This window comes from Vibrio sp. zbq_1 (genome assembly GCF_043102935.1).
Taxonomy (GTDB): domain Bacteria; phylum Pseudomonadota; class Gammaproteobacteria; order Enterobacterales; family Vibrionaceae; genus Vibrio; species Vibrio parahaemolyticus.
Window position 1 is genome coordinate 163,809 of the sequence record NZ_JBICJH010000042.1, and the last position, 21,621, is coordinate 185,429.

General features: G+C 43.6%; 22 protein-coding genes, 1 tRNA gene and 1 pseudogene. 16 read left to right on the forward strand and 8 right to left on the reverse strand.

Features of this window, described 5'->3' with window-relative positions:
* The first annotated feature begins 43 nt into the window (after positions 1–43).
* A complete protein-coding gene (locus ACF8CV_RS20440; RefSeq protein WP_005479165.1) occupies positions 44–1,303 on the forward strand; it encodes an inorganic phosphate transporter in 1,260 nt (419 codons plus the stop codon).
* Positions 1,304–1,480: 177 nt separating this feature from the next.
* On the forward strand, positions 1,481–2,092 hold the full coding sequence (locus ACF8CV_RS20445; RefSeq protein ID WP_005455434.1) for a TIGR04211 family SH3 domain-containing protein: 612 nt from the start codon (positions 1,481–1,483) through the stop codon (positions 2,090–2,092).
* A gap of 93 nt (positions 2,093–2,185) precedes the next feature.
* On the opposite strand, the gene ACF8CV_RS20450 is transcribed toward ACF8CV_RS20445, so the two are convergent.
* Positions 2,186–2,869: a general secretion pathway protein GspB gene (locus ACF8CV_RS20450; protein WP_005455433.1), complete on the reverse strand. Its 684-nt coding sequence runs from the start codon at positions 2,867–2,869 to the stop codon at positions 2,186–2,188.
* On the reverse strand, positions 2,869–4,488 hold the full coding sequence (locus ACF8CV_RS20455) for an ExeA family protein (RefSeq protein ID WP_029795703.1): 1,620 nt from the start codon (positions 4,486–4,488) through the stop codon (positions 2,869–2,871). Before ACF8CV_RS20455 ends, ACF8CV_RS20450 begins: the two co-directional genes overlap by 1 nt.
* A 138-nt stretch (positions 4,489–4,626) precedes the next feature.
* On the opposite strand from ACF8CV_RS20455, the gene ACF8CV_RS20460 reads away from it, so the two are divergent.
* Positions 4,627–5,847, forward strand: coding sequence for a multifunctional CCA addition/repair protein (locus tag ACF8CV_RS20460; protein WP_138938390.1), 1,221 nt, complete (start codon positions 4,627–4,629; stop codon positions 5,845–5,847).
* A gap of 52 nt (positions 5,848–5,899) precedes the next feature.
* Here ACF8CV_RS20460 and ACF8CV_RS20465 read toward each other — a convergent pair whose 3' ends face one another.
* From ACF8CV_RS20465 to folB, 3 genes are read right to left on the reverse strand one after another with little or no spacing between them, the layout of a single operon-like run.
* Positions 5,900–6,703 carry an undecaprenyl-diphosphate phosphatase gene (locus tag ACF8CV_RS20465; RefSeq protein ID WP_005479178.1) on the reverse strand — a complete coding sequence of 268 codons (804 nt, stop codon included), beginning with the start codon at positions 6,701–6,703 and terminating at the stop codon, positions 5,900–5,902.
* Positions 6,704–6,718: 15 nt separating this feature from the next.
* Positions 6,719–7,201, reverse strand: coding sequence for a 2-amino-4-hydroxy-6-hydroxymethyldihydropteridine diphosphokinase (folK, locus tag ACF8CV_RS20470; protein ID WP_023584970.1), 483 nt, complete (start codon positions 7,199–7,201; stop codon positions 6,719–6,721).
* Positions 7,198–7,557, reverse strand: coding sequence for a bifunctional dihydroneopterin aldolase/7,8-dihydroneopterin epimerase (folB, locus tag ACF8CV_RS20475; RefSeq protein ID WP_005465889.1), 360 nt, complete (start codon positions 7,555–7,557; stop codon positions 7,198–7,200). Before folB ends, folK begins: the two co-directional genes overlap by 4 nt.
* 248 nt (positions 7,558–7,805) lie before the next feature.
* Between folB and plsY the strand changes: the two genes are divergently transcribed.
* Positions 7,806–8,417 carry a glycerol-3-phosphate 1-O-acyltransferase PlsY gene (gene plsY / locus ACF8CV_RS20480; protein ID WP_024700372.1) on the forward strand — a complete coding sequence of 204 codons (612 nt, stop codon included), beginning with the start codon at positions 7,806–7,808 and terminating at the stop codon, positions 8,415–8,417.
* 21 nt (positions 8,418–8,438) lie between these two features.
* Here plsY and ACF8CV_RS20485 read toward each other — a convergent pair whose 3' ends face one another.
* Together ACF8CV_RS20485 and tsaD are read right to left on the reverse strand one after the other, a co-directional pair.
* Positions 8,439–9,254, reverse strand: coding sequence for an alpha/beta fold hydrolase (locus tag ACF8CV_RS20485; protein ID WP_029795265.1), 816 nt, complete (start codon positions 9,252–9,254; stop codon positions 8,439–8,441).
* Positions 9,255–9,411: 157 nt separating this feature from the next.
* The gene (gene tsaD, locus ACF8CV_RS20490; protein WP_011105657.1) at positions 9,412–10,428 is read right to left on the reverse strand and encodes a tRNA (adenosine(37)-N6)-threonylcarbamoyltransferase complex transferase subunit TsaD; all 1,017 of its coding nucleotides are present in this window, start codon (positions 10,426–10,428) and stop codon (positions 9,412–9,414) included.
* A gap of 230 nt (positions 10,429–10,658) precedes the next feature.
* On the opposite strand from tsaD, the gene rpsU reads away from it, so the two are divergent.
* The 9 genes and pseudogenes from rpsU to ACF8CV_RS20535 all read left to right on the forward strand — a co-directional run bounded on the left by rpsU (position 10,659) and on the right by ACF8CV_RS20535 (position 18,224).
* Positions 10,659–10,874, forward strand: coding sequence for a 30S ribosomal protein S21 (gene rpsU / locus ACF8CV_RS20495; RefSeq protein ID WP_001145625.1), 216 nt, complete (start codon positions 10,659–10,661; stop codon positions 10,872–10,874).
* 28 nt (positions 10,875–10,902) lie between these two features.
* Entirely contained in the window at positions 10,903–11,346 is a 444-nt protein-coding gene (locus ACF8CV_RS20500) for a GatB/YqeY domain-containing protein (protein ID WP_005453780.1), read from the forward strand.
* Positions 11,347–11,494: 148 nt separating this feature from the next.
* Positions 11,495–13,255 (forward strand): DNA primase, encoded by a 1,761-nt coding sequence (gene dnaG, locus ACF8CV_RS20505; RefSeq protein WP_138938389.1) that lies wholly within the window; start codon positions 11,495–11,497, stop codon positions 13,253–13,255.
* Between the two features lie 99 nt (positions 13,256–13,354).
* The gene (rpoD, locus tag ACF8CV_RS20510; RefSeq protein WP_005453778.1) at positions 13,355–15,217 is read left to right on the forward strand and encodes an RNA polymerase sigma factor RpoD; all 1,863 of its coding nucleotides are present in this window, start codon (positions 13,355–13,357) and stop codon (positions 15,215–15,217) included.
* Between the two features lie 140 nt (positions 15,218–15,357).
* Positions 15,358–15,433, forward strand: a tRNA-Ile gene (locus ACF8CV_RS20515).
* Between the two features lie 608 nt (positions 15,434–16,041).
* Positions 16,042–16,215, forward strand: a pseudogene (locus ACF8CV_RS20520) (IS3 family transposase); the annotation flags it as partial.
* A 71-nt stretch (positions 16,216–16,286) separates the two neighbouring features.
* A complete protein-coding gene (locus ACF8CV_RS20525; RefSeq protein WP_138938388.1) occupies positions 16,287–17,396 on the forward strand; it encodes a hypothetical protein in 1,110 nt (369 codons plus the stop codon).
* 2 nt (positions 17,397–17,398) lie between these two features.
* Positions 17,399–17,746 (forward strand): STAS-like domain-containing protein, encoded by a 348-nt coding sequence (locus ACF8CV_RS20530; protein WP_230391744.1) that lies wholly within the window; start codon positions 17,399–17,401, stop codon positions 17,744–17,746.
* Position 17,747: 1 nt separating this feature from the next.
* Positions 17,748–18,224, forward strand: a complete 477-nt coding sequence (locus ACF8CV_RS20535; protein WP_138938386.1) for a hypothetical protein — start codon at positions 17,748–17,750, stop codon at positions 18,222–18,224.
* A 169-nt stretch (positions 18,225–18,393) separates the two neighbouring features.
* Here ACF8CV_RS20535 and ACF8CV_RS20540 read toward each other — a convergent pair whose 3' ends face one another.
* Positions 18,394–18,849, reverse strand: coding sequence for a hypothetical protein (locus ACF8CV_RS20540; RefSeq protein WP_138938385.1), 456 nt, complete (start codon positions 18,847–18,849; stop codon positions 18,394–18,396).
* Between the two features lie 185 nt (positions 18,850–19,034).
* On the opposite strand from ACF8CV_RS20540, the gene ACF8CV_RS20545 reads away from it, so the two are divergent.
* From ACF8CV_RS20545 to ACF8CV_RS20555, 3 genes are all read left to right on the forward strand, one after another.
* Positions 19,035–19,229, forward strand: a complete 195-nt coding sequence (locus tag ACF8CV_RS20545; RefSeq protein WP_025505681.1) for a helix-turn-helix domain-containing protein — start codon at positions 19,035–19,037, stop codon at positions 19,227–19,229.
* Positions 19,230–19,274: 45 nt separating this feature from the next.
* Positions 19,275–20,225: a hypothetical protein gene (locus ACF8CV_RS20550; protein WP_065274148.1), complete on the forward strand. Its 951-nt coding sequence runs from the start codon at positions 19,275–19,277 to the stop codon at positions 20,223–20,225.
* A 75-nt stretch (positions 20,226–20,300) separates the two neighbouring features.
* Complete coding sequence (locus tag ACF8CV_RS20555) at positions 20,301–21,572, forward strand: hypothetical protein (protein WP_138938384.1); 1,272 nt, start codon at positions 20,301–20,303, stop codon at positions 21,570–21,572.
* Positions 21,573–21,621 lie beyond the last annotated feature (49 nt).

The window sequence follows — 21,621 nt, forward strand, 5'->3', positions numbered from 1 at the left end:
GTAAAATTTTGCTCCGCTTGTTATAAAACAACTAGGTATTACGATGGATATCCTTGCGAACTACGGCACTGTCCTGATTATTGTTGCAGCGATTTTTGGTTTCATGATGGCGATTGGTATTGGCGCGAACGACGTTGCTAATGCGATGGGTACATCAGTAGGTTCAAAAGCGCTAACCGTAAAACAAGCTATCATCATTGCGATGATCTTCGAATTTGCGGGTGCATACCTTGCAGGCGGTGAAGTAACCGACACTATCCGTAAAGGTGTTATCGAAACATCTCTCTTTGCTAGCCAACCAGACATTCTTGTCTTCGGTATGATGTCAGCACTTCTTGCTGCTGGTACATGGCTACTGCTTGCTTCTTACATGGGCTGGCCTGTATCAACGACTCACTCTATCATCGGTGCAATCATCGGTTTTGCATGTGTGTCTGTAGGTACTGAAGCGGTTGACTGGAGCAGCGTTCAAGGGATTGTCGGTAGCTGGATCATTACTCCGGTTATCTCAGGCTTCTTTGCTTACGTCATTTTCGTCAGCGCACAGCGTCTGATTTTTGATACTGAGAACCCACTATTCAACGCAAAACGTTTCGTTCCTGTTTACATGTTCATCACGACAATGGTGATTGCACTTGTAACCATCAAAAAAGGTCTGAAGCACGTTGGTCTTCACCTGACTAACGGCGAAGCGTGGATGTGGGCAGTAGCGGTATCTGCACTTGTTATGGCTGGCGGCTACTTCTACATTCAGAAAAAATTCGCTAACCGTGAAGAAGACCGCAGCTTTGCTGGCGTAGAAGGTATCTTCAGCGTTCTAATGGTAATCACAGCTTGTGCGATGGCATTTGCTCACGGCTCAAACGACGTAGCAAACGCGATTGGCCCTCTTTCTGCAGTAGTATCGACTGTTGAACATATGGGTGAGGTTACAGCGAAAAGCACTATCGCATGGTGGATTCTTCCATTGGGCGGTATCGGTATTGTTGTCGGTCTTGCAACAATGGGCCACAAAGTAATGGCAACCGTTGGTACAGGCATCACTGAACTAACACCAAGCCGTGGTTTTGCTGCTCAGCTTGCAACTGCATGTACGGTTGTATTGGCATCAGGTACTGGTCTGCCAATCTCTACCACTCAAACACTGGTTGGTGCGGTTCTAGGTGTAGGTTTTGCACGTGGTATCGCTGCGCTAAACCTAGGTGTAGTACGTAACATCGTGGCTTCATGGATTGTTACGCTACCAGCAGGTGCACTATTGGCTGTCGTATTCTTCTACGGCATTCAAGCGATGTTCTCTTAATACATCCGTCAATAGAATGTAAGCGCTTTGTCATTATTGACTCAAACGCACAGAAAGGGAGGCTTTGCCTCCCTTCTTTGTTGCACCGAACTTTGAAACTGCATACTATTCGTCTATTTCCGGCTCCAATCATTCGGTGCCAACGCTGTATCCAAGAAAATCGTTAAGGGATTTACTGTGAAAAAACTAATCATCACGGTTTTGTTTACTTTGCTAGCAGCACCAGCGGCACTAGCAGCAAACCGTTATATTTCTGATGACCTATTCACTTTCATGCACTCAGGTCCAAACAATACTTACCGTATCATTGGCAGCATTAACGCTGGCTCTAAAGTTCAGCTTTTACAAGCCAACAAAGATACAGGCTACACGCAAGTTCGTGATGACCGCGGCCGAACTGGTTGGGTACAAAGCAAGTTTGTGACAAATCAAGAAAGCATGGCAATTCGCCTTCCTCGTATTGAGAAAGAGCTGTCAGAAGTGAAAGAACAGCTAGCAAATGCTCGTCAAACTTCTGATACCGAGAAAGCGGGTCTAGTAACATCACTAGAAACTCGTAACCAACAAATTACAGATCTAGAGAAAAAATACTCTGAGATCAGCGACCAGCTCACTTCTGTTGAAACAGAAAACCGTGAACTTCGCGCCAAGCTGGATACGCAAAAAGATGACATGCTGCTTAAGTACTTCACTTACGGTGGCGGTGTAGCAGGCCTTGGTCTCTTATTTGGTTTAATTCTTCCTCATATCATTCCACGCAGAAAAAAATCACCTGCTGGTTGGGCATAACAGCCCCGCAAACTATCGGTTTGCACATAGCGGATACGAAAAAGGCCACATTAATGTGGCCTTTTGCTTATCTAATGGTTTCACGCGAGAGTACTAACCATCCCATTCGTAAAGCGCAGGGATTCGGATTTGCTCACCTTGGAATTCGACAATGACAGCCTGCGGCTGAATCTCTTTCAGCGTGACTTGTCCATCCACCACATCCCCTTGGTGATACTCCACATTATTGATTTTCACCCAACGACGATTGGCGTCACTGGCATACATATGCGTTTGCAAATTAAGGGCAGGAAGACGTCCTTGCCACTGCTGCGCATTGCGCTCCAAGTCATTCACCTGTGACGGCGCAGAAGTCGGCGCATCGTTTTGAGACAGCGCATTTTCCACTTTTTTGGCGAGATCTGGAGACAAGGAAGACAAGTCTAGATCATCCAATGACAAACCTAAGTCGTCACGACGATGCGTAGATGCTGTGCTCGTGACGGGAGTAGCCGTTGTCGGATCTGGAGCCTCACCCTCGTTGGCATACTCGGAGGGTTGCAAGAATGTCCCAATGTCGCGAGATAACTCGGCACTCGGCCATTCTCGTGGCAGTTGAGCAAGATCCGTTGATTCTGGATAATCTAAAACTTCAAATGGTTGTACGACTTCCGCCACCACTACCTCTGGCGTAACCGCTTGAGTCTCTGGCGTAAGCAAATCTAAATGCCACGCAACCGCAATCGCTGACACGCTAATAGGCACAAGAAAGAGTCCAACATGTTTGATGACTGACATTACGCCTCCTCCTTGTTAATGCTTGCTAGTGTTGGCGCATTAGGTTGCACACTTTGTTGTAAGCGCTCTAACGTGCGATGACCCGCAATGCCATCCACACCGATGCCTTGCCAACGTTGGAACAGTTCCACTCGCTCTTTTAACGCACCGTCAAAAATAGACGTTTCCAGTGGTGATTCACTGACCGCTTTTGCAAGCAATTGGTCAAGCACTTCGATCGCCGGCCCTTCCATATCTAAACGCAACGTCTCTTTAAGCGGCGCTTGCCACAATTCAATGATGTTGCCCTGCCACATTGGTTTCAACCACGAAACAGGCAAACGCAGGCGCTGTTTGCCATTGAGCACTTCTACTTGGTCGTTGCCAACCGCATACAAAATCACGTAACCAATATCGCCTTGATAATTCAGCTCTAAAATAACCGGTCGATTTTGCTGCATCAGCAAGGGCCACGTTGCCATTTTTCTTTCACAACGCATGGTGGATTGAGGCTCAGACAAGCAAAGATTATCGCGCACTGATGCTCGATATCCCCAAAGGCGGTAAAGATCATTCACGGCAAGATTGGATTGTTTCTGCGCCAACAGCATATCGCGCTGTGCATCAGTTAGCTGCTCACTTGCCATAAGAGGAGCAGGAGTAGACGAAGACGCAGCAACGGGGACTTCCGACATCGGAGTCTTAGGCTTCACTGGCATGTAATTTATTGCAGCCCAGCCGACGCCAACCGCTGCCATTACACCAATAGCAGCCGATCCCCACGCTGGCCATGTAAATGATTGACGAGGTTTATCTTGCTGGTAAATGTCCGCCTGAAACTGCATGACTTCTTCGCAGGCTTGTTGCACCGTCTGTTTATCGACAACGACACTGCCCTGGTGATAACTCATATTCAATGCTTTATCACAAATCAGGTTGATGAGACGCGGAATGCCATGGCTATACTTCGCAATCAACTTACTGGAACTGCGATGAAACAGTTGCTGATCGCCACCAGCCGTGTGCAAACGAAACGCGATGTAATCCGCAGTCTCTTTCTCATCAAGAGGTAACAGATGATAACGGCCAGTGATACGCTGTGCGAGCTGACGCAACTGCGTAGTCTGTAACAAGCGTTGCAACTCTGGCTGCCCTACCAACAGCACTTTAAGCAGCTTTCTGGTATCGGTTTCTAAGTTCGTTAACAAGCGCAGTTGCTCAAGTACATCGGCAGCAAGATGCTGAGCCTCATCAATGACGAGCAACGTCTGCCAACCCACCTTGTGGTTACGCAGCAAATAATGATGTATGACTTGGTTTAGCTGTTTTAACGTCGCATCCTGCGGATAAGAGATCTTAAATTCATCGCAAATAGCTTCTAGCAGATCTCGGCTCGAAAAAGTCGGATTGAGAATCAGCCCCGCTTTGGTGCTTTCATCTAAATTTGCGAGCATGGCTTTAGCCACTGTCGTTTTGCCTGTTCCTACCTCACCGGTCAGCATGGCAAAACCACCGCCGTCGCCCAATCCAGCATTGAGGTGCGTGATCGCTTCTTTATGACGTTGGCTTAAATACAAATAACGTGAGTTGGGAACAATCGAAAACGGCTGTTCAACAAACCCAAAAAAGTCCTTATACATTAGGATCTCCAGCTAAAAACCCATCCCAAAAGAATCAAATATGATGTAAACATAGTTGCATCTGTTCTTGGGAGTAAAGAAAAGTACCATTGCTTGCTACAATGTCCAACGTCATATCCATAAATTCAGAGGTAATTCGTGCAAGTTTATTTAGTAGGTGGCGCAGTTCGAGATCAATTGCTCGGCATTGACAGTTATGACAACGATTGGGTGGTAGTCGGTGCCACACCAGAAATGATGCTTGCTCAAGGATACACTGCCGTCGGAAAAGACTTTCCTGTTTTTCTTCATCCTAAAAATAAAGAAGAACACGCACTTGCACGAACCGAAAGAAAATCAGGCTCAGGTTACACGGGCTTTGACTGTTTCTTCGATCCAAGCGTAACGCTAGAAGAAGATTTGATTCGCCGTGATTTAACCATTAACGCCATGGCGATGGATGATAGCGGCCAGCTGTACGATCCTTATGGCGGCCAAGCCGATTTGAATAATCGCATATTGCGTCATGTATCGGATGCTTTTGTGGAAGATCCCCTTAGAGTACTTCGGGTCGCACGTTTTGCTGCAAAACTTGCCTCGCTGGGATTTACGGTAGCAAAAGAAACCATGCAACTCATGCGCGACATCGCAGACTCAGGTGAACTCAATACGCTAACCCCAGAACGCGTGTGGCAAGAGTGGCATAAATCGCTTTCAACGCCTCGTCCCGATGTGTTTTTATCAGTATTGCGAGATTGCGGCGCGTTAGCTGTCGTGCTACCAGAAATCGATGCGCTGTTTGGGGTGCCTCAACCTGAAAAATGGCATCCAGAGATCGATACGGGTATCCATACGTTGATGGTAGTAGAGCAAGCCGCAAAGCTGAGCACATCACTCCCTGTTAGATTTGCCGCACAGGTGCATGACTTAGGGAAAGGCGTGACACCAGAGAGCGAATGGCCAAGCCATAAAATGCATTGTCATACCGGTTTAAAGCTAATTAAAAAACTGTGCGAACGTGTACGTGTACCGAATGAATTTAAAGATTTAGCGCTCATGGTCTGCGAGCAACACTCCAACATTCATCGCGCCGCTGAGTTAAAGCCGCAAACCGTCATCAAAATCCTGAACAAGTTTGATGTATGGCGCAAGTCGGAGCGCCTAAAAGACATTCTAATTTGCTGCCAAGCGGATCATGCAGGCCGCAAAGGTTTAGAAGATCTACCGTATCCACAAGCGGATATTTTTATGCTGGCCTATCAAGCAGCGGCATCAGTAGATGTGCAAGCCATCATTCAGGATGGCTTCAAAGGTCCAGCTATTCGTGATGAACAAGAAAAACGACGTATTGAAGCGGTCAAAGTCGCTTTAAATAAGTAACGCCAAAATAAAAACGCCCGCTCAATTGAGCGGGCGTTTTTGTTTTCAAGGGTTAAGCACTAAGCAAGAATGCAAATAGGCCCACACCTAGAATCAGACGGTAAATCACGAATGGCGTCATGCCCATTCGTGAAATCATCTTCAAGAAGAAGTGGATACAGATGTATGCGCTAATAAATGAAGTCAGAATACCAGTCAGCAAAAAGCCTACGTGCACAGGCTCACCGCTGGTAACCAGCTTCATACCCAAGTAGCTACCAGCTAATGTGATGATAGGAATCGACATCAAAAATGAAAAACGCGCTGCCGCTTCACGAGTGAAGCCCAAATATAGAGCGGCAGTGATCGTTGCACCAGAACGTGAAGTTCCAGGGATCATCGCAAGTGCTTGAGCAATACCAATAAACACCGCTTTCTTCCAGCCAGTTTGGTACTCATCGGCAACAAGCTTGGCATTCTTATCCACCCACCAAAGCAACAAACCGAATACGATGGTGGTTGTCGCAATCACATAGGCACTGCGCAGGTAGACTTCGATAACGTCTTTCATCAGCAAACCGAACACACACGCCGGAATCGTCGCGATCACGATCATCCATGCCAGTTTTGCTTCTTTACTGCGGTCACCTTTGAAGATCGAAGCAAACAATGCACGGAATAAAGTGATCACTTCGTGGCGGAAATAAATCACAACCGCCATCAATGTACCGACGTGTACTGCCACATCAAACGCTAGACCTTGGTCGGCCCAGCCGAAAATGGCAGAGGGTAGGATCAAGTGCGCAGAGCTGGAAATGGGCAAAAACTCTGTCAGACCCTGAATCAGAGCCAAAATAAAGGCTTCAAAATAACTCATGTAAACAACTCAAATTTAAAGTGAAAAAGAAACTGGTTTGAGTGAATCAACGGGCTGCATAGCATGCCAAATGTCGGCTACAGTGCGTCCATCGCCGGGGATCACTAAATGAGGTTCGAGATCATACAAGGGCTTTGTGACAAAAGGATATTTATAGATATCACTGCGAGGTAGCTCCGGTTTTTGTGTCGAGATGCACTCACCGAAGAGCACTATATCGAGATCCAGTGTTCGATCCTGATACTTTTGCGCATTTTCCTCACGCCCCCACTTATATTCAATCTCACGTAAGTGGTGACTCAACTCTTCGAGTGACAACTTTGTGCGCATCACAATCACAAAGTTGTAGAAGTTTTGGCTACTAAAGCCGATAGGTTCACATTCGTATATCGGTGAGACGAGGAGATCTTCGCCGAGCTTCTGCAACTCGAGATAGGCAACCTTAGCGTGTTGCTCTCTGTCTATGTTTGTCCCCACACCGATATAAGTGGTGATCATGCTTGGCCTCGTTCAATCACAACCCCAACAGATCGTGCCTGAGGAACGGCGCCCGGTTTCGCTAAACGAATCTTCACCCAAGGAACGCTGAAGCGTTGCATGATAAGTTCTGCAACTTCTTCCGCTACGCGCTCTACCAACAAGAAGCGACCATTTTCAATATGATTTAATACTGCTTCACTCACCTGTGAGTAATCTAAGGCATCTTGAACATCATCACTTTTACCCGCAGGCTTGTTGTCGTGCGCCATTTCAATATCCAGAACCAACTTTTGTTTAATTTGTTGTTCCCAGTCATACACGCCAATCGTGGTGATTACTTCTAACTGTTCAATAAATACTTTATCCAGAGCCATCTTATGTCCTTCTTTACAGAGGTCGGATACCCGTCAGGGGTAATTTGATCGTAATATTCTATACCTAAGTAACCTTTGGCTAGGTCATCGAAATGTTACTTAGGTATAAACTGCGCTGCATCTTTATATACAAGAACTCACATAATGCAAGCTCTATCGCAGAGAGTATTTCAGCTCACCGCTGAATCAGGCTATGATACCAACTACGCGGGAACTGAGCATTAATTTCCAATCCATCAAGGACTTCTATGGACGCACTGGCACTAATAATGACAATGGCCGCCTACTTACTGGGTTCTGTTTCCAGTGCGGTGTTGATTTGTCGCCTGTTAAAACTGCCAGACCCTCGTAACGTTGGCTCAAACAATCCAGGCGCGACCAATGTATTGCGCATTGGCGGAAAAGGCGCGGCCATATCGGTGTTGTTGTGCGATATGCTTAAAGGGACGATTCCAGTTTGGGGGGGGTACTTTCTTGGTATCGATCCTATCATTCTTGGCGTTATTGCTATCGCGGCGTGTCTTGGCCACATGTACCCAATTTTCTTCCACTTTAAAGGGGGTAAAGGCGTCGCTACCGCGCTTGGTGCCATTGCTCCAATTGGCTTAGACCTCACAGGCCTAGTTATGCTGACTTGGCTCTCGGTTGCAGTCCTGTTTCGCTACTCTTCCCTTGCCGCACTCGTCACTGTGTTAGTCACACCGTTTTATACTTGGATGTTCAAACCGCAATACACCCTGCCCGTTGCCATGTTGTGTTGTCTAATCGTGTTTAAACATCATCAAAACATTCGTCGTTTACTTTCGGGTGAAGAGCCTAAAATTGGTGAAAAGAAACTGACAGAAAAAAACTCGGCATAACGCCGAGTTTTTAAATGTATTTTAAGTGTGAACTTTGTTTAGGAAGCTCAACAGCATCTGATTCACAAACTCGGGCTGTTCAAGCGAACTGATATGACCCGCTTCAGGAATCTCCACCAATTCACTGCCCGTAATGCAGTCATTCATTAGGTAAGATTCAAATACCGGACGCGGCTTATCTTCTCGACCAACTGCGATCAATGTTGGCAGTGCGAATTTTTCTGCATCTTCAATCACATCACGTCGCCCAAACACCATGCGACCGATACGAGCAACTTCTACAGCTCGCTCACCTGTTAGCGATTCAAGGCTTTGTTTAAATGAAGCGACCAATTCTGGGTGAACTTGATCCGCGTTATTCGCAAAGAACAGTGGTGCAACGGCTTCGATAATAGGCCCAGGAACACCTTGAACTTGGCTGATGGTATCTAGCATCGCAAAGTATTTTTTATGCGTCACTTCTGGTTCCCAACCAATAAAGGTATCCATCAACACCAATGACTTCACTCGTTGTGGGGCTTGAGCGGTCAGTTCCGCACCCCACATACCGCCAACAGATAAGCCAACAATGGAAAATTTGTCGATTTCCAAATGATCCATTAGCGCCAGCATGTGTTGGGCATAATCAACTAAAGACGTGGTCGAAGCAGGAGCGGCGTCCGATTCACCATGCGCCCATAAGTCAGGCACAATACAACGATAGGACTGACTCAAAACTTCAATTTGAGGCGCCCACATTTGGCAATCCCACAAATAGCTATGTCCAAACAGCAGCACAGGCCCTTCGCCTTTGTCTAGGTAAGCAAGTTGCTGACCTTCAATTTCAAACTTCTTCATTGTTATATCCATTTATTATTCTTCCGCGCCATCCTATCACTGAACACAAAGAAAACTGCTCACATCAGTCTGGAAATCTCGCGCCTTTTTCTTGGGAAAATAAACCACAAAAACAAAGGCCTCTATAAATAGAGGCCAGTCAATATACAAGGGTTGATTACGCGATTGGCGTTAGCTGGTCAATTGGCCAGCGCGGACGCGCTTCTACCGACATATCTGCAACTTCACCGTTCTTCAAACGTTGCATACCTGCATACGCAATCATTGCACCGTTGTCAGTACAGAACTCGGTACGTGGGTAATACACTTCACCACCGATTTTCTTCGCAAGCTTCTCAAGCTCTGCACGCAAGCGGCGGTTCGCACTTACACCACCAGCAATAACGATGCGCTTCATACCGGTTTGCTCTAATGCACGCTTACATTTAATTGCCAACGTTGCACACACGGCTTCTTCAAAAGCGTACGCAATATCAGCACGAGTCTGCTCGTCATCGCCATTCGCTGCAATCGTGTTTGCCGTGAAGGTTTTCAAACCCGAGAAACTCATATCCAAACCCGGCACATTGGTCATTGGTCGTGGGAACTTAAAGCGACCCGGAGTACCTTTCTCTGCTAGCTTAGATAACAGAGGACCGCCTGGGTAATCTAGCCCCATCAGCTTAGCCGTCTTATCAAATGCTTCACCGGCTGCATCATCAATGGATTCGCCTAGAATCTTGTATTCACCAATGCCTTTTACTTCCACCATCATCGAGTGACCGCCAGAAACCAACACCGCCACAAATGGGAATGGTGGTGGGTTGTCTTCTAGCATTGGCGCAAGTAAATGACCTTCCATGTGATGAACAGGAACAGCAGGCACACCCCATGCGTAAGCAATACTACGACCAATGGTTGCACCCACTAGCAAAGCACCAACCAAACCAGGACCGGCCGTGTAAGCCACGCCGTCGATGTCTTGGGATGTTAAGTTTGCTTCTTTTAGTGCCTCTTTAATAAGAGGAATGGTTTTCTTTACATGGTCACGTGAAGCCAACTCTGGCACCACGCCGCCGTAATCCGCGTGAAGTTTTACTTGGCTGTAAAGCTTGTGTGCCAACAGGCCTTTTTCATCGTCGTAAATCGCGATTCCTGTCTCGTCACAAGAGGTTTCGATACCAATAATGCGCATGGTTTTCTCAGTATGCTTTCTGTATAGAGGAAATTTGGGCGTCATATTACCTCGCCTTGGTGCTTCAAACAAATTTTGTACAGACAATAAACGACAAAAGGCTTTACAAAGCTGTTGTGATCGGATTAAAATTCCGCACCATTTTTGATCAAGCTGGTAAGTGACCAAACAATTATGATTTGGTCTGTTGAATGCCAGCGTTAACGAATAACCCCTGAGGTGAAAGGCATATGCCAGTAGTTAAAGTACGTGAAAACGAACCGTTCGACGTTGCTCTACGTCGTTTCAAGCGCTCTTGCGAAAAAGCAGGTATCCTTTCTGAAGTGCGTCGTCGTGAGCACTACGAAAAACCAACTACAGTTCGCAAACGCGCTAAAGCAGCAGCTCAAAAGCGTCACGCTAAGAAGCTCGCTCGCGAAAACGCTCGTCGCGTTCGCCTGTACTAATAACTGAACTCCCAAAAGGAATTTAGTTATGGCTCTCATTGATCAACTCAAAGAAGAGCAAAAATTAGCGATGAAAGCCAAGGACAAATTGCGCCTTGGTACTATTCGTTTAGCCTTAGCAGCAATCAAGCAACGTGAAGTTGACGAGCAGATCACTCTGAACGATGACGACATTCTTGCTGTGTTGACTAAAATGGTTAAGCAACGTCGCGACTCTGTTACGCAGTACGAAGCAGCTGGTCGTCAAGATCTTGCTGATGTGGAACAAGCAGAAATTACAGTTCTTGAGGAATTTATGCCTCAACCACTGACAGAAGAAGAAGTTGCTGCTCTTATCGAGAAAGCAATTGCAGAATCTGGTGCAGCTGGCATGCAAGACATGGGCAAAGTAATGGGCGTTCTGAAACCACAAATTCAAGGGCGTGCAGATATGGGTAAAGTAAGCGGTTTAGTTCGCGCTAAATTGGCTTAACACCCCACCCAATTGCAGCAAGCCGTGCTATCCTTTGGAACGCACGGCTTGTTTGTATCTGGCAGAATGGAATAAAACAAAGTCTCGCACATGCTTTTCTCTATAACCCATTCACACCAATCATGATTTTTCTTTTTTGTTAGGTTTTATGGCTGGACACATCCCTCGCAGTTTTATTGATGACCTTCTAGCTCGGCTTGATATTGTCGATATCATCGACGCACGCGTGAAACTTAAGAAAAAAGGCAAAAACTACGGCGCTTGTTGCCCATTCCACAACGAGAAAACACCGTCATTCAGTGTGAGCCAAGAGAAGCAGTTCTATCACTGTTTTGGCTGTGGTGCACATGGTAACGCCATCGACTTTATGATGGAGTTTGAACGCCTAGAGTTCGTTGAAGCGATTGAAGAACTTGCCTCTTATCTAGGTTTGGACGTTCCTCGCGAACAACGTAGTGGTGGCAGTGGTCAGTTCAAATCTGGACTGCAAGCAAGTAGCAGTGAAAAACGCAGCCTATACGATTTAATGGGTAGCATTGCCCAGTTTTACCGTAACCAACTCAAACAACCTTCGAGCAAGGTCGCGATTGAATACCTAAAAGACCGTGGTCTATCTGGTGAAATCGTTCAGAAATTTGGCATTGGTTACGTGGCTGACGAATGGGATTTAGTCCGCAAAAACTTCGGCCAGAATAAAGACAATCAAGACATGCTTGTCACTGGTGGCATGCTGATTGAAAACGACAAAGGCAACCGTTATGACCGCTTTCGTGGTCGTATTATGTTTCCAATTCGTGACCGTCGTGGTCGAGTAATTGGCTTTGGTGGTCGAGTACTTGGTGAAGGTACGCCAAAATATCTCAACTCACCGGAAACACCAATATTCCATAAAGGCAAAGAGCTTTATGGCCTGTATGAAGTGTTACAAGCGCATCGTGAACCAGCACAAATTTTGGTGGTTGAAGGCTATATGGACGTTGTCGCTCTGGCTCAATACGGCGTAGATTATTCCGTCGCTTCGCTAGGTACTTCGACAACGGGCGATCATATTCAAATGTTGTTCCGCCAAACCAATACCGTGGTGTGTTGTTACGATGGCGACCGAGCAGGTAAAGAAGCGGCATGGCGAGCGCTAGAAAACGCACTTCAATTCCTCAAAACCGGGAACACATTGAAGTTCTTATTCTTACCTGATGGGGAAGACCCAGACAGCTACGTTCGTAAATACGGCAAAGCAGCGTTCGAGCAACAAATAGAACAAGCGACACCACTATCGAGCTACCTTTTTGACAATTTGATTGAGTTACACCAAATTAATTTGGGTAACAACGAAGGTAAGTCTGCGTTGAGAGCATACGCTAGCGCCTTGATTGACAAGATTCCTGACCCATACTTTCAGGAGTTGCTCGAAAAACTATTGGATGAGCGCACGGGGTTTGATAACCGCCTACGTCAGCCTCGTAAAAAGATAAGTGAAACTCGACCTCAACCGCACAAAGAGATCAAACGAACTCCTATGCGTGAGGTTATTGCTCTACTTATTCAAAATCCGAGCTATGCTCAAATGGTACCGGACCTTTCCTCAGTGAGAGACTTATCCATACCAGGCCTAAGTTTATTTGCAGATGTACTTGATAAATGCCAGGCGCATCCCCATATCAACACAGGCCAATTATTAGAGCACTGGCGCAACAGCCAGAATGAGGCACTTCTGTCTCGTCTTGCGAGCTGGGATATTCCGCTCGACGAAGACAACCAAGAAGAAATATTTTTAGACTCACTGGATAAAATTATTGCCCAGTGCGTAGAAAAGCAAATTGAAAACCTGCAGGCCAAAGCAAGAAGTGTCGGTTTATCAGCCGAAGAGAAAAGGGAGCTGCTAGCACTTATGCTAGATTTAAAAGCGTAACCCTGTTTAATTAGTCAGCAACAATTTAATTTGTTATAGTAAGTGGTTTGCATTTCGCATACTGATTCCTTCACCAGATTACGAAGTTGGATACCGTCTATGGATCAAAATCCGCAGTCACAGCTAAAGTTACTTGTTATTAAAGGCAAGGAGCAAGGCTATCTGACCTACGCCGAAGTAAATGACCACCTACCTGCTGAAATCGTAGATTCAGAACAGGTAGAAGACATCATTCAGATGATCAACGACATGGGTATCAAGGTAGTAGAAACTGCTCCTGATGCTGATGATCTAGCACTGAACGATGACACAAACATTACCGATGAAGATGCAGCTGAAGCTGCAGCAGCAGCACTTTCTAGCGTAGAAAGTGAAATTGGTCGTACAACAGACCCAGTTCGCATGTACATGCGTGAAATGGGTACTGTAGAGCTGCTGACTCGCGAAGGCGAAATCGACATCGCAAAACGCATTGAAGAAGGTATTAACCAAGTTCAATCGTCTGTTGCTGAATACCCTGGCACTATTCCTTACATCCTAGAGCAATTTGATAAGGTTCAGGCAGAAGAACTTCGTCTGACTGATTTAATCTCTGGCTTTGTAGATCCTGACGCTGACGATACAGCAGCGCCAACCGCGACTCACATCGGTTCTGAACTGTCTGAAACTCAATTAGAAGAGGAAGACGAAGAAGACCTAGAAGATGATGAAGAAAGCGATGACGATTCAGATGATTCAGAAGAAGATGTAGGTATTGACCCAGAGCTAGCGCTTGAGAAATTCAACCAGCTACGCAGCACATACCAAAATCTTCAGCTAGCGATCAATGAGTACGGCTACGACAGCCCGAAAGCAACCGTTGCTAACGAAATGATGCTAGACGTATTCAAAGAATTCCGTCTAACACCAAAACAGTTCGACCACCTAGTGAACGAACTTCGCACAGCAATGGATCGCGTTCGTACTCAAGAACGTTTGATCATGAAGTCTGTGGTTGAATACGGCAAAATGCCGAAGAAATCGTTTATTGCCCTATTCACTGGTAACGAATCAAGTGATGCATGGCTAGACGAGATCCTAGCATCTGACAAGCCATACGCTGAGAAAATCAAACGTAACGAAGAAGAGATCCGTCGTTCAATCGCTAAGTTAAAAATGATTGAAGAAGAGACATCTCTAAACGTACAAAACATTAAAGACATCAGCCGTCGCATGTCTATCGGTGAAGCGAAAGCACGCCGTGCGAAGAAAGAGATGGTTGAAGCGAACTTACGTCTTGTAATTTCTATCGCGAAGAAATACACCAACCGTGGCCTACAATTCTTGGATCTAATCCAAGAAGGTAACATCGGTCTGATGAAAGCGGTAGATAAGTTTGAATACCGTCGTGGTTACAAGTTCTCGACTTACGCAACGTGGTGGATCCGTCAGGCAATCACTCGTTCAATCGCGGACCAAGCACGTACGATTCGTATCCCGGTACATATGATCGAAACGATCAACAAGCTAAACCGTATCTCTCGTCAAATGCTACAAGAGATGGGTCGTGAGCCGCTACCGGAAGAACTGGCAGAGCGTATGCAAATGCCAGAAGACAAGATCCGTAAAGTACTGAAGATCGCTAAAGAGCCAATCTCAATGGAGACACCAATCGGTGACGACGAAGATTCGCATCTAGGTGATTTCATCGAAGATACAACACTAGAACTACCGCTAGACTCTGCAACAGCAACAAGCCTGAAAATGGCTACAAAAGATGTACTTGCAGGCCTAACGCCACGTGAAGCGAAAGTACTTCGTATGCGCTTTGGTATCGACATGAACACTGACCACACTCTAGAAGAAGTTGGTAAACAGTTCGACGTTACTCGTGAACGTATCCGTCAGATCGAAGCAAAAGCTCTACGTAAACTTCGTCACCCTAGCCGCTCAGAAACTCTGCGCAGCTTCCTCGACGAATAATAAAGCGTTGGACAAAAAAGGTGACCTTAGGTCACCTTTTTTATTATCACTGGTTCTAAGTGGATAAAAACTAAGCGCAATTGCCCTAGTTGCTATCTAGACACCTTGCAACGCTTCCCCTATAATCGTTGACCTATTAAGGCCCCTTAGCTCAGTGGTTAGAGCAGTCGACTCATAATCGATTGGTCCCCAGTTCAAGTCTGGGAGGGGCCACCATATATAGAAAGGCCTGAGAGCATTTATTTGTTCTCAGGCCTTTTGCTTTTCAGTCGCTGTGCTACACATGTGCTACTTTTTCCAAAGTTTGTGAACTTTCTCACGAAGCTATATTAGCAATGTTAGGATCTAATTTTTGGTCTCAAGAGCTAAACAAACGCCCAATGATGCGTATTTCGGTGATTGCGAACGCTTGTTTCCGCTGTGCGTTCGGATTAAACCGAAATAGGTGTTAGGAATGCTCCGAAATACGCACAATGAAACTCAAAGCCAATTCAATACATAGAAATCGCCGCTGATACCATTCATGGCATTCAACTAAGTTGTAGTAACTCATACTCGATTTTACATCTCTGCTTGGTTAGTCACCACTAGAGCGTACAAATCATCCTGCCAAGATCGTAACTTACAATTGGACAAAACCGTGTCAGCAACAGTGCTAATTTAGTGGCTGCTAAATTAACTCAGGTGTGGAAAGTCAGCTTTGCTGAGCATCCAGTCTGAGTGATGCAAATCAGGATACTTATCTCATGATATTGTGCCAAATCGTCGGTTTTCATAGAATGGAGTGAAAGAATATGGCAAAGATCATATAAAATATATGTCGGTCAATGGGCAGTAGTATCACCAAAGACCTTGCGTTAGACTCCTTCTTAATAGCGGTTTGGCGATGTAAGCCTGATGGGAATATGTTGGTTCACTTAGATCAGGAAAACCACTATACGAGCTACGATTGGAATGAGTTTCTAAGTGCTCATGGCGTGGAAGGCAGCATGAGTCGTCTAGTTTAGTAGTTGCGATTCAAAAACTGTAGTTCTTTAAGCTATATTTATAACTATAACCAGCTAATAAAATGAGAAAAATAGAACAAGAAAGTTCGAGAGAACATAGTCTTCAGATTCAAAAGCATCAGAAACGAAAGGCTTCTTCTGTTGGTAAGAAAAGACACAATAGAAACAACATTGGTAGTTTATTTCTTGGGAAGCACCCAAAGATTCCTGCTCCTAGAGAAATTGATTTGATTGATGGCTCTATGGAAATGTGTGATAACTTTTTTACTCTTCTCAGAAATGAACTAGAGAGGAATCCAAAGTTCTTATACATAGACTTCAGTAACACCACCATGCTTAAGGCAATGCCTCTACTGGTTATCTACTCCATTATTGATGAGGCCAGAGAGGAGCATGGGGTAACGACTGAAATCCGGGTGATATGGTCGAAGCGTAAGAAGCAAGTAAACAACGTTATTAACATTAGTGGTAACTTTGCAACTGCTTCAGAACGTGAGGACAAAATAGGGTCGTCTTCCTATCTTCCTGTCATTATGGGAGATAATTCAAGAGCAAATGACTTGAGTAATGTCTTTGTCGACTACATATTAGAAAAGTACTACCCAGATGCAGATGCTGAAAAAGAACAAGAAATTTCTTCAGCTATTCAAGAAACTGTAGATAATGTCGGTCGCCACGCATACCCAGATGAACACGATCACACTCGTAAGCGTTGGTGGTTTAGTTGTCACAGAGTTGAACATAACCTGTATATCGTGATTTATGATACTGGCGTAGGCATCCCTAATTCATTATCAAAAAATAATGCAGTGTTTCTATCACGTATAAACGATTTGTACCCAGATGAGTACAAAGGTGCTACAAGTGAAACCGTAGAACAAGAATCCACTAACATGTTCGATGCTTTAAGGGTTTGGTTTCAGAAGAATTTAAATGATGGTCAATTAATTCGTGCAGCCATGCACACCAATGTTACTTCCACAGAGTTGGACCAGCATGGGCAAGGCAGTAGAAGTATTAAGGCACTGATTAACGAAGATGAGAACAGCTACCTGTTGATGTTTAGTAACAATGGTTTTTATTGTTACACGAATGATAGAGACGACAATGAAAACAGTGTTGATACTACGAGTCGTAAAGTACCAGGTACGTTGATTCAATGGAGCATTTAAAAGTGAATGAGATAACAATCACTGTAGTTAGAGACTTTCATCCTAAGCCGTATGGCCGCTATATCACAGACGGCCCAGATTGCGATAAGACGTCAGGGGAAGTATTTAGAGATAAGCACTTGGCTCCTGCGTTAAAAAAACACGACAAAGTAACTGTCGACTTAACTGGCTATAACCGGTATGGACGTTCATTTCTTGATGAGTCTTTTGGCGGTTTGATTAGACAATGTGGTTTTACCAAAGCTCAGTTAGATGAGAAGTTGGTATATGTCCACAATGACTTAACGTCAGTAATAGCGATCATTGATGAGAGAATTCAAAAAGCAGAGCTAAAGCGTATAGAGGGGTAACATGAGTTACTTGATTTATGCTGTCAGTTGGCTGTTAGCGGTATTTATCCATATCAATACCTTAAAGCGAACATCGCTGACTAATACCAAAGAAGCTCTTGTCAGTGAGATATATAGCCTTTTAGACGTCAACAAGGATGGTGCGGAGCTTCTTGTTAAAGAAACTACTTTTGCACATAAATTCACTCGCATAGAGAACAAAGTAAAAGAGTTTAATACTCTGTGTAAGCGTTCTTTGATTTCTACTGAACATGATGATTTTGAAAGTCTGTTTACTTACGATGTTGAAGCTGGGGATCACTCTGATTTAACCCGTAAATGCTATGACGCTGTTGATTATGTAGATAGAACGTTCCACCGACACATACAAAACAAATATTCATTCTTCTATTTGAATCGATTCGAACTAGCAGGGACGTTTTGCACTCTGTTTTGCATTTATTCAGCTATAAAGATTGTCACCTGGCTTTATGTGTAGGCTTTGTAACATTACAAAAACTTGGTTCACTGACGAAATTCTATAAGGACGGCAAGAAGTTTCTCTGGCACGCTTTGGGGCAGAGCTGATTTAGGGCTACCTGTCAGATATGCTCACATCGAGTAAACGAAACTGATAGATTACGTTCAGACTAATTCAGCTAAGTGTTTCATGGGTTAACTTTATCTATAGCTGAAAAAGCTCTATGCATCCTTACAGAGCGCTGTTCCTCTTCAAGTTCACTGCTTTTTTCTTTATCTAAACGTGAATCTTCAGACCTTCTCTCTCTTGCTTTTGTCTTCTTCGCTTGACTCCTTCTTGCTTGTTTGCTGATTGCTCCCCAAAACCTATCGAAAAAATCTTGATTTTTTGGGTGTGATAGACAGTAAGCTAAGCCATACATCTCATGAATTCTGTCTTCCCCTCTTGAATTCTCAAAATCCTTTATTCTCCTACGTAACTCTCGGATCAACTCACGGTCATTAGCATGTATAACTCGGGTACGCTTTAAATAACGTTCTAGTTTTTTAATCACAGCAAGCGTTAAGTCCTTTCTTCTCGCATCCCGAAAGATAAACCGTCGCCCATCACAGTCTTTACAAAGCTCATCTTCTAAAAAATTCAAGCCCATGTTTTATAAGAAAAAAATTAAAGATGTCCGCATTTTATTTTTTTAAGTCATATTTTGCTAGTTTTTTGTTATTTAAGAGTACTGAATGAGAAGTTAGATGAGGTTTAGCTCTAAAATCCTCAATCACCCACTGCTGTATTCTTACTCCCAATGATTAAGCACTCATTAGGAGAGTACCAATGAACACAGAACACTACCCTCAAGTGTTTTATACAACCTCGGAAACCGCTCGTTTACTTCGTCTAAAGCCACAAACGCTCGCTAAATGGCGTTGCAATAGAAGTTGTCCAGAACTTAGTTGGATCAAAATTGGAGCCAAAGTTCTCTACTCAGAAGAATCGATACAGAGATTTATAGAAATGAGTAAGCACTAGTACAAACAGCGACGACCACTAACCAAAACAAAAGGAACTCAAACTATGACTACTAAACCACTTCACCAGCATAAGACGCTTGGTTACCTCTCGATCCTAAACGATCAAGTTGCCAGCAGAGCTATCGACAAACGTTCACCATTAATCGTCCGAAAGCTGAGCTTCACCTGTCCTGTATCTGAAAAAAATCATGAGCGCTTAAATCGAAGATTAAGAGCGTTAACACTCAAAAATTCTCGTTTCACACAAGAAAAAAGCAGTGATTGCAATTACCGAAACTGTATTAGCTACCAAACAACTAACAATTCTTTGCTTCAAATACTATGGGAACCAAGAAACTCATCGATCAACTTTGTTAAGTGTGAACTCGATACGAATGAACTATCTGACCAGTGCTACAACGAGCTAAATAAGGCATTGAGTCAGCTATTCCCAACTAAATTCATCGATAACGTTATACGAAAGAAGTCTCGAATCAACAAAATTGCAGTAGAACTTAAACTTAAAAACATCGCCATAGAAAACATCGTATTAGCATTAAATCGATGTAAAAGTTCTGCTCATGTAGTTGGTGACTCAGAGTGTCACTCATACCAAGTTATCGGAAGCGAGAAATGTGATCATGCCGTAATCACTAGAGGTTTCGATAAACAAAGAAGCAATAAAGTATTTGGATTTGATACTGACGTGATATTTGTTCTTCAACCTAAAAAAGAAAAAACAAACATAGAAAGCATAAAAGATATAAAAATAAAACTTGAATCTTTATTTATACTAGCATATAGCATCAAAGAGTACATCCCGACATCCTACTTATACATGATAAATACCATTGGATTAAAGTCAGCTTTAGAACAGCTCTCAAAAGACGAACACTTTCTTATTATGGATGCAATTGAAAAGTACAAATATCAAATAGACGCTAGTCAAGTAAACGAATGGTTAGCTGATACACTTGAAGAGTTGGATTCAACGTTATTTAACCATAACAAGTAATACCCTTATAATTATCACTGTCCAATAAATAAAACACAATAATATTAATATAGTACGTATATAAGGATGTACGTAATGAATAATAGCATCTGTAATAAAAATAGATTAATAGATAATAGTCACTGGAGTAACAGTTTTAATGACAAGAACAAAGGTATTGTAACCAGAGTATTGAATCATAGACTTAGAAAACTAATTGATACGAATACCTACTCATACATTAAAGATATCAATCGCTCTATTGGTATTCTAAGTAAGAGAGCACTGTTAATGTATCAAAGCAGATTGCTCAGAAAAATGTTGGGTAAACCAGAGCAATATCTATCTCTAGACTGCGACAAACTGGTCTTTACGATGAATTGCAGTGACGGTGACATACAACACCTTACAAGTCAGCTAACTTCGAACATCCCGTTGTACTTAAATAGTATCCTAACTGTCAAAAAACACGCTATCGGCAAAGTAAATGGGGACTGTAAAAGAGAGAATTCGTACGGAAGAACAAAAAACAGGCCAATCTATAATCACGCATACAAAATGACTATAGAAGGTAAAAACAAAAGTCACTTGATTATTTATATTGCTGATGGAGAAAGATCAAAAAACCATAAGAAAAGTATTCGTATATGCTATAACCCAAACAATCTTAATGACTTTGAACATCATGTTATTTTTGGATATTTAAAGAGTACTTTAACTAATCGGCGTTATACACAACTGATGAAAAAGGCAAGAATTACCCGTATTGATATAGGTTTTAATATGGTTGGAGTTACATTCCCATTAGTTATTGCCCTCCCAAAGAAAGGAACAATAAAAATAACGGATGAATACCCAAGAGGAGACTGTATCAAAGAAACACTATATTTAGGTTCCAAATTCAAGTCATGCCATACTATTGTTTATGACAAGATTATAAAAGAAATTAAGTTTGATGAGCGTTCAATTAGAGATAAAAACCTTGCACTAAGTTATTTAAACTCTTCACTTTTAACAACGAGAGTAGAGAGACGTCACTTACCATATAGGATGAAAAGAATATTGCTACTTACTGAAATGAACAACATAAACCTCAGCTTGCAAGATATAACCTTTATTGATCCAAGTATTTTAATGGGCGTACCAAAGGAAGTTATATCGAAGCTCATCACCAACAAAACTTATAGCAGAACGCAAGATTTCCGCTCGCACTTCAGCGAGAAGGACATTGAAGCAAGACTACTATCACTCAATAAGCAATGGTTAGATGTACAAAGCAGTCAGCTCCTCCGTCACTACCAACAGCTGATTTTAAAAGCCAAGAAACCAAAGGCTAAAGAAGTTCAACAATACTATGCTCAGCGCTAGTCAAAGCAACTGAGTGTCTAAATCCAATTTTAGTGCAAAAAAACTAAAC

Excerpts from the sequence above, each read along its gene's own strand:
- ACF8CV_RS20550 (WP_065274148.1), top strand. The coding sequence starts at position 19,275 with ATGACTACTAAACCACTTCACCAGCATAAGACGCTTGGTTACCTCTCG.
- ACF8CV_RS20535 (WP_138938386.1), top strand. The coding sequence starts at position 17,748 with ATGAGTTACTTGATTTATGCTGTCAGTTGGCTGTTAGCGGTATTTATC.
- ACF8CV_RS20500 (WP_005453780.1), top strand. The coding sequence starts at position 10,903 with ATGGCTCTCATTGATCAACTCAAAGAAGAGCAAAAATTAGCGATGAAA.
- ACF8CV_RS20455 (WP_029795703.1), bottom strand. The coding sequence starts at position 4,488 with ATGTATAAGGACTTTTTTGGGTTTGTTGAACAGCCGTTTTCGATTGTT.
- folK (WP_023584970.1), bottom strand. The coding sequence starts at position 7,201 with ATGATCACCACTTATATCGGTGTGGGGACAAACATAGACAGAGAGCAA.
- ACF8CV_RS20545 (WP_025505681.1), top strand. The coding sequence starts at position 19,035 with ATGAACACAGAACACTACCCTCAAGTGTTTTATACAACCTCGGAAACC.
- folB (WP_005465889.1), bottom strand. The coding sequence starts at position 7,557 with ATGGCTCTGGATAAAGTATTTATTGAACAGTTAGAAGTAATCACCACG.
- dnaG (WP_138938389.1), top strand. The coding sequence starts at position 11,495 with ATGGCTGGACACATCCCTCGCAGTTTTATTGATGACCTTCTAGCTCGG.
- ACF8CV_RS20440 (WP_005479165.1), top strand. The coding sequence starts at position 44 with ATGGATATCCTTGCGAACTACGGCACTGTCCTGATTATTGTTGCAGCG.
- rpsU (WP_001145625.1), top strand. The coding sequence starts at position 10,659 with ATGCCAGTAGTTAAAGTACGTGAAAACGAACCGTTCGACGTTGCTCTA.
- tsaD (WP_011105657.1), bottom strand. The coding sequence starts at position 10,428 with ATGCGCATTATTGGTATCGAAACCTCTTGTGACGAGACAGGAATCGCG.
- ACF8CV_RS20465 (WP_005479178.1), bottom strand. The coding sequence starts at position 6,703 with ATGAGTTATTTTGAAGCCTTTATTTTGGCTCTGATTCAGGGTCTGACA.
- ACF8CV_RS20450 (WP_005455433.1), bottom strand. The coding sequence starts at position 2,869 with ATGTCAGTCATCAAACATGTTGGACTCTTTCTTGTGCCTATTAGCGTG.
- ACF8CV_RS20525 (WP_138938388.1), top strand. The coding sequence starts at position 16,287 with ATGAGAAAAATAGAACAAGAAAGTTCGAGAGAACATAGTCTTCAGATT.
- ACF8CV_RS20485 (WP_029795265.1), bottom strand. The coding sequence starts at position 9,254 with ATGAAGAAGTTTGAAATTGAAGGTCAGCAACTTGCTTACCTAGACAAA.
- plsY (WP_024700372.1), top strand. The coding sequence starts at position 7,806 with ATGGACGCACTGGCACTAATAATGACAATGGCCGCCTACTTACTGGGT.
- rpoD (WP_005453778.1), top strand. The coding sequence starts at position 13,355 with ATGGATCAAAATCCGCAGTCACAGCTAAAGTTACTTGTTATTAAAGGC.
- ACF8CV_RS20555 (WP_138938384.1), top strand. The coding sequence starts at position 20,301 with ATGAATAATAGCATCTGTAATAAAAATAGATTAATAGATAATAGTCAC.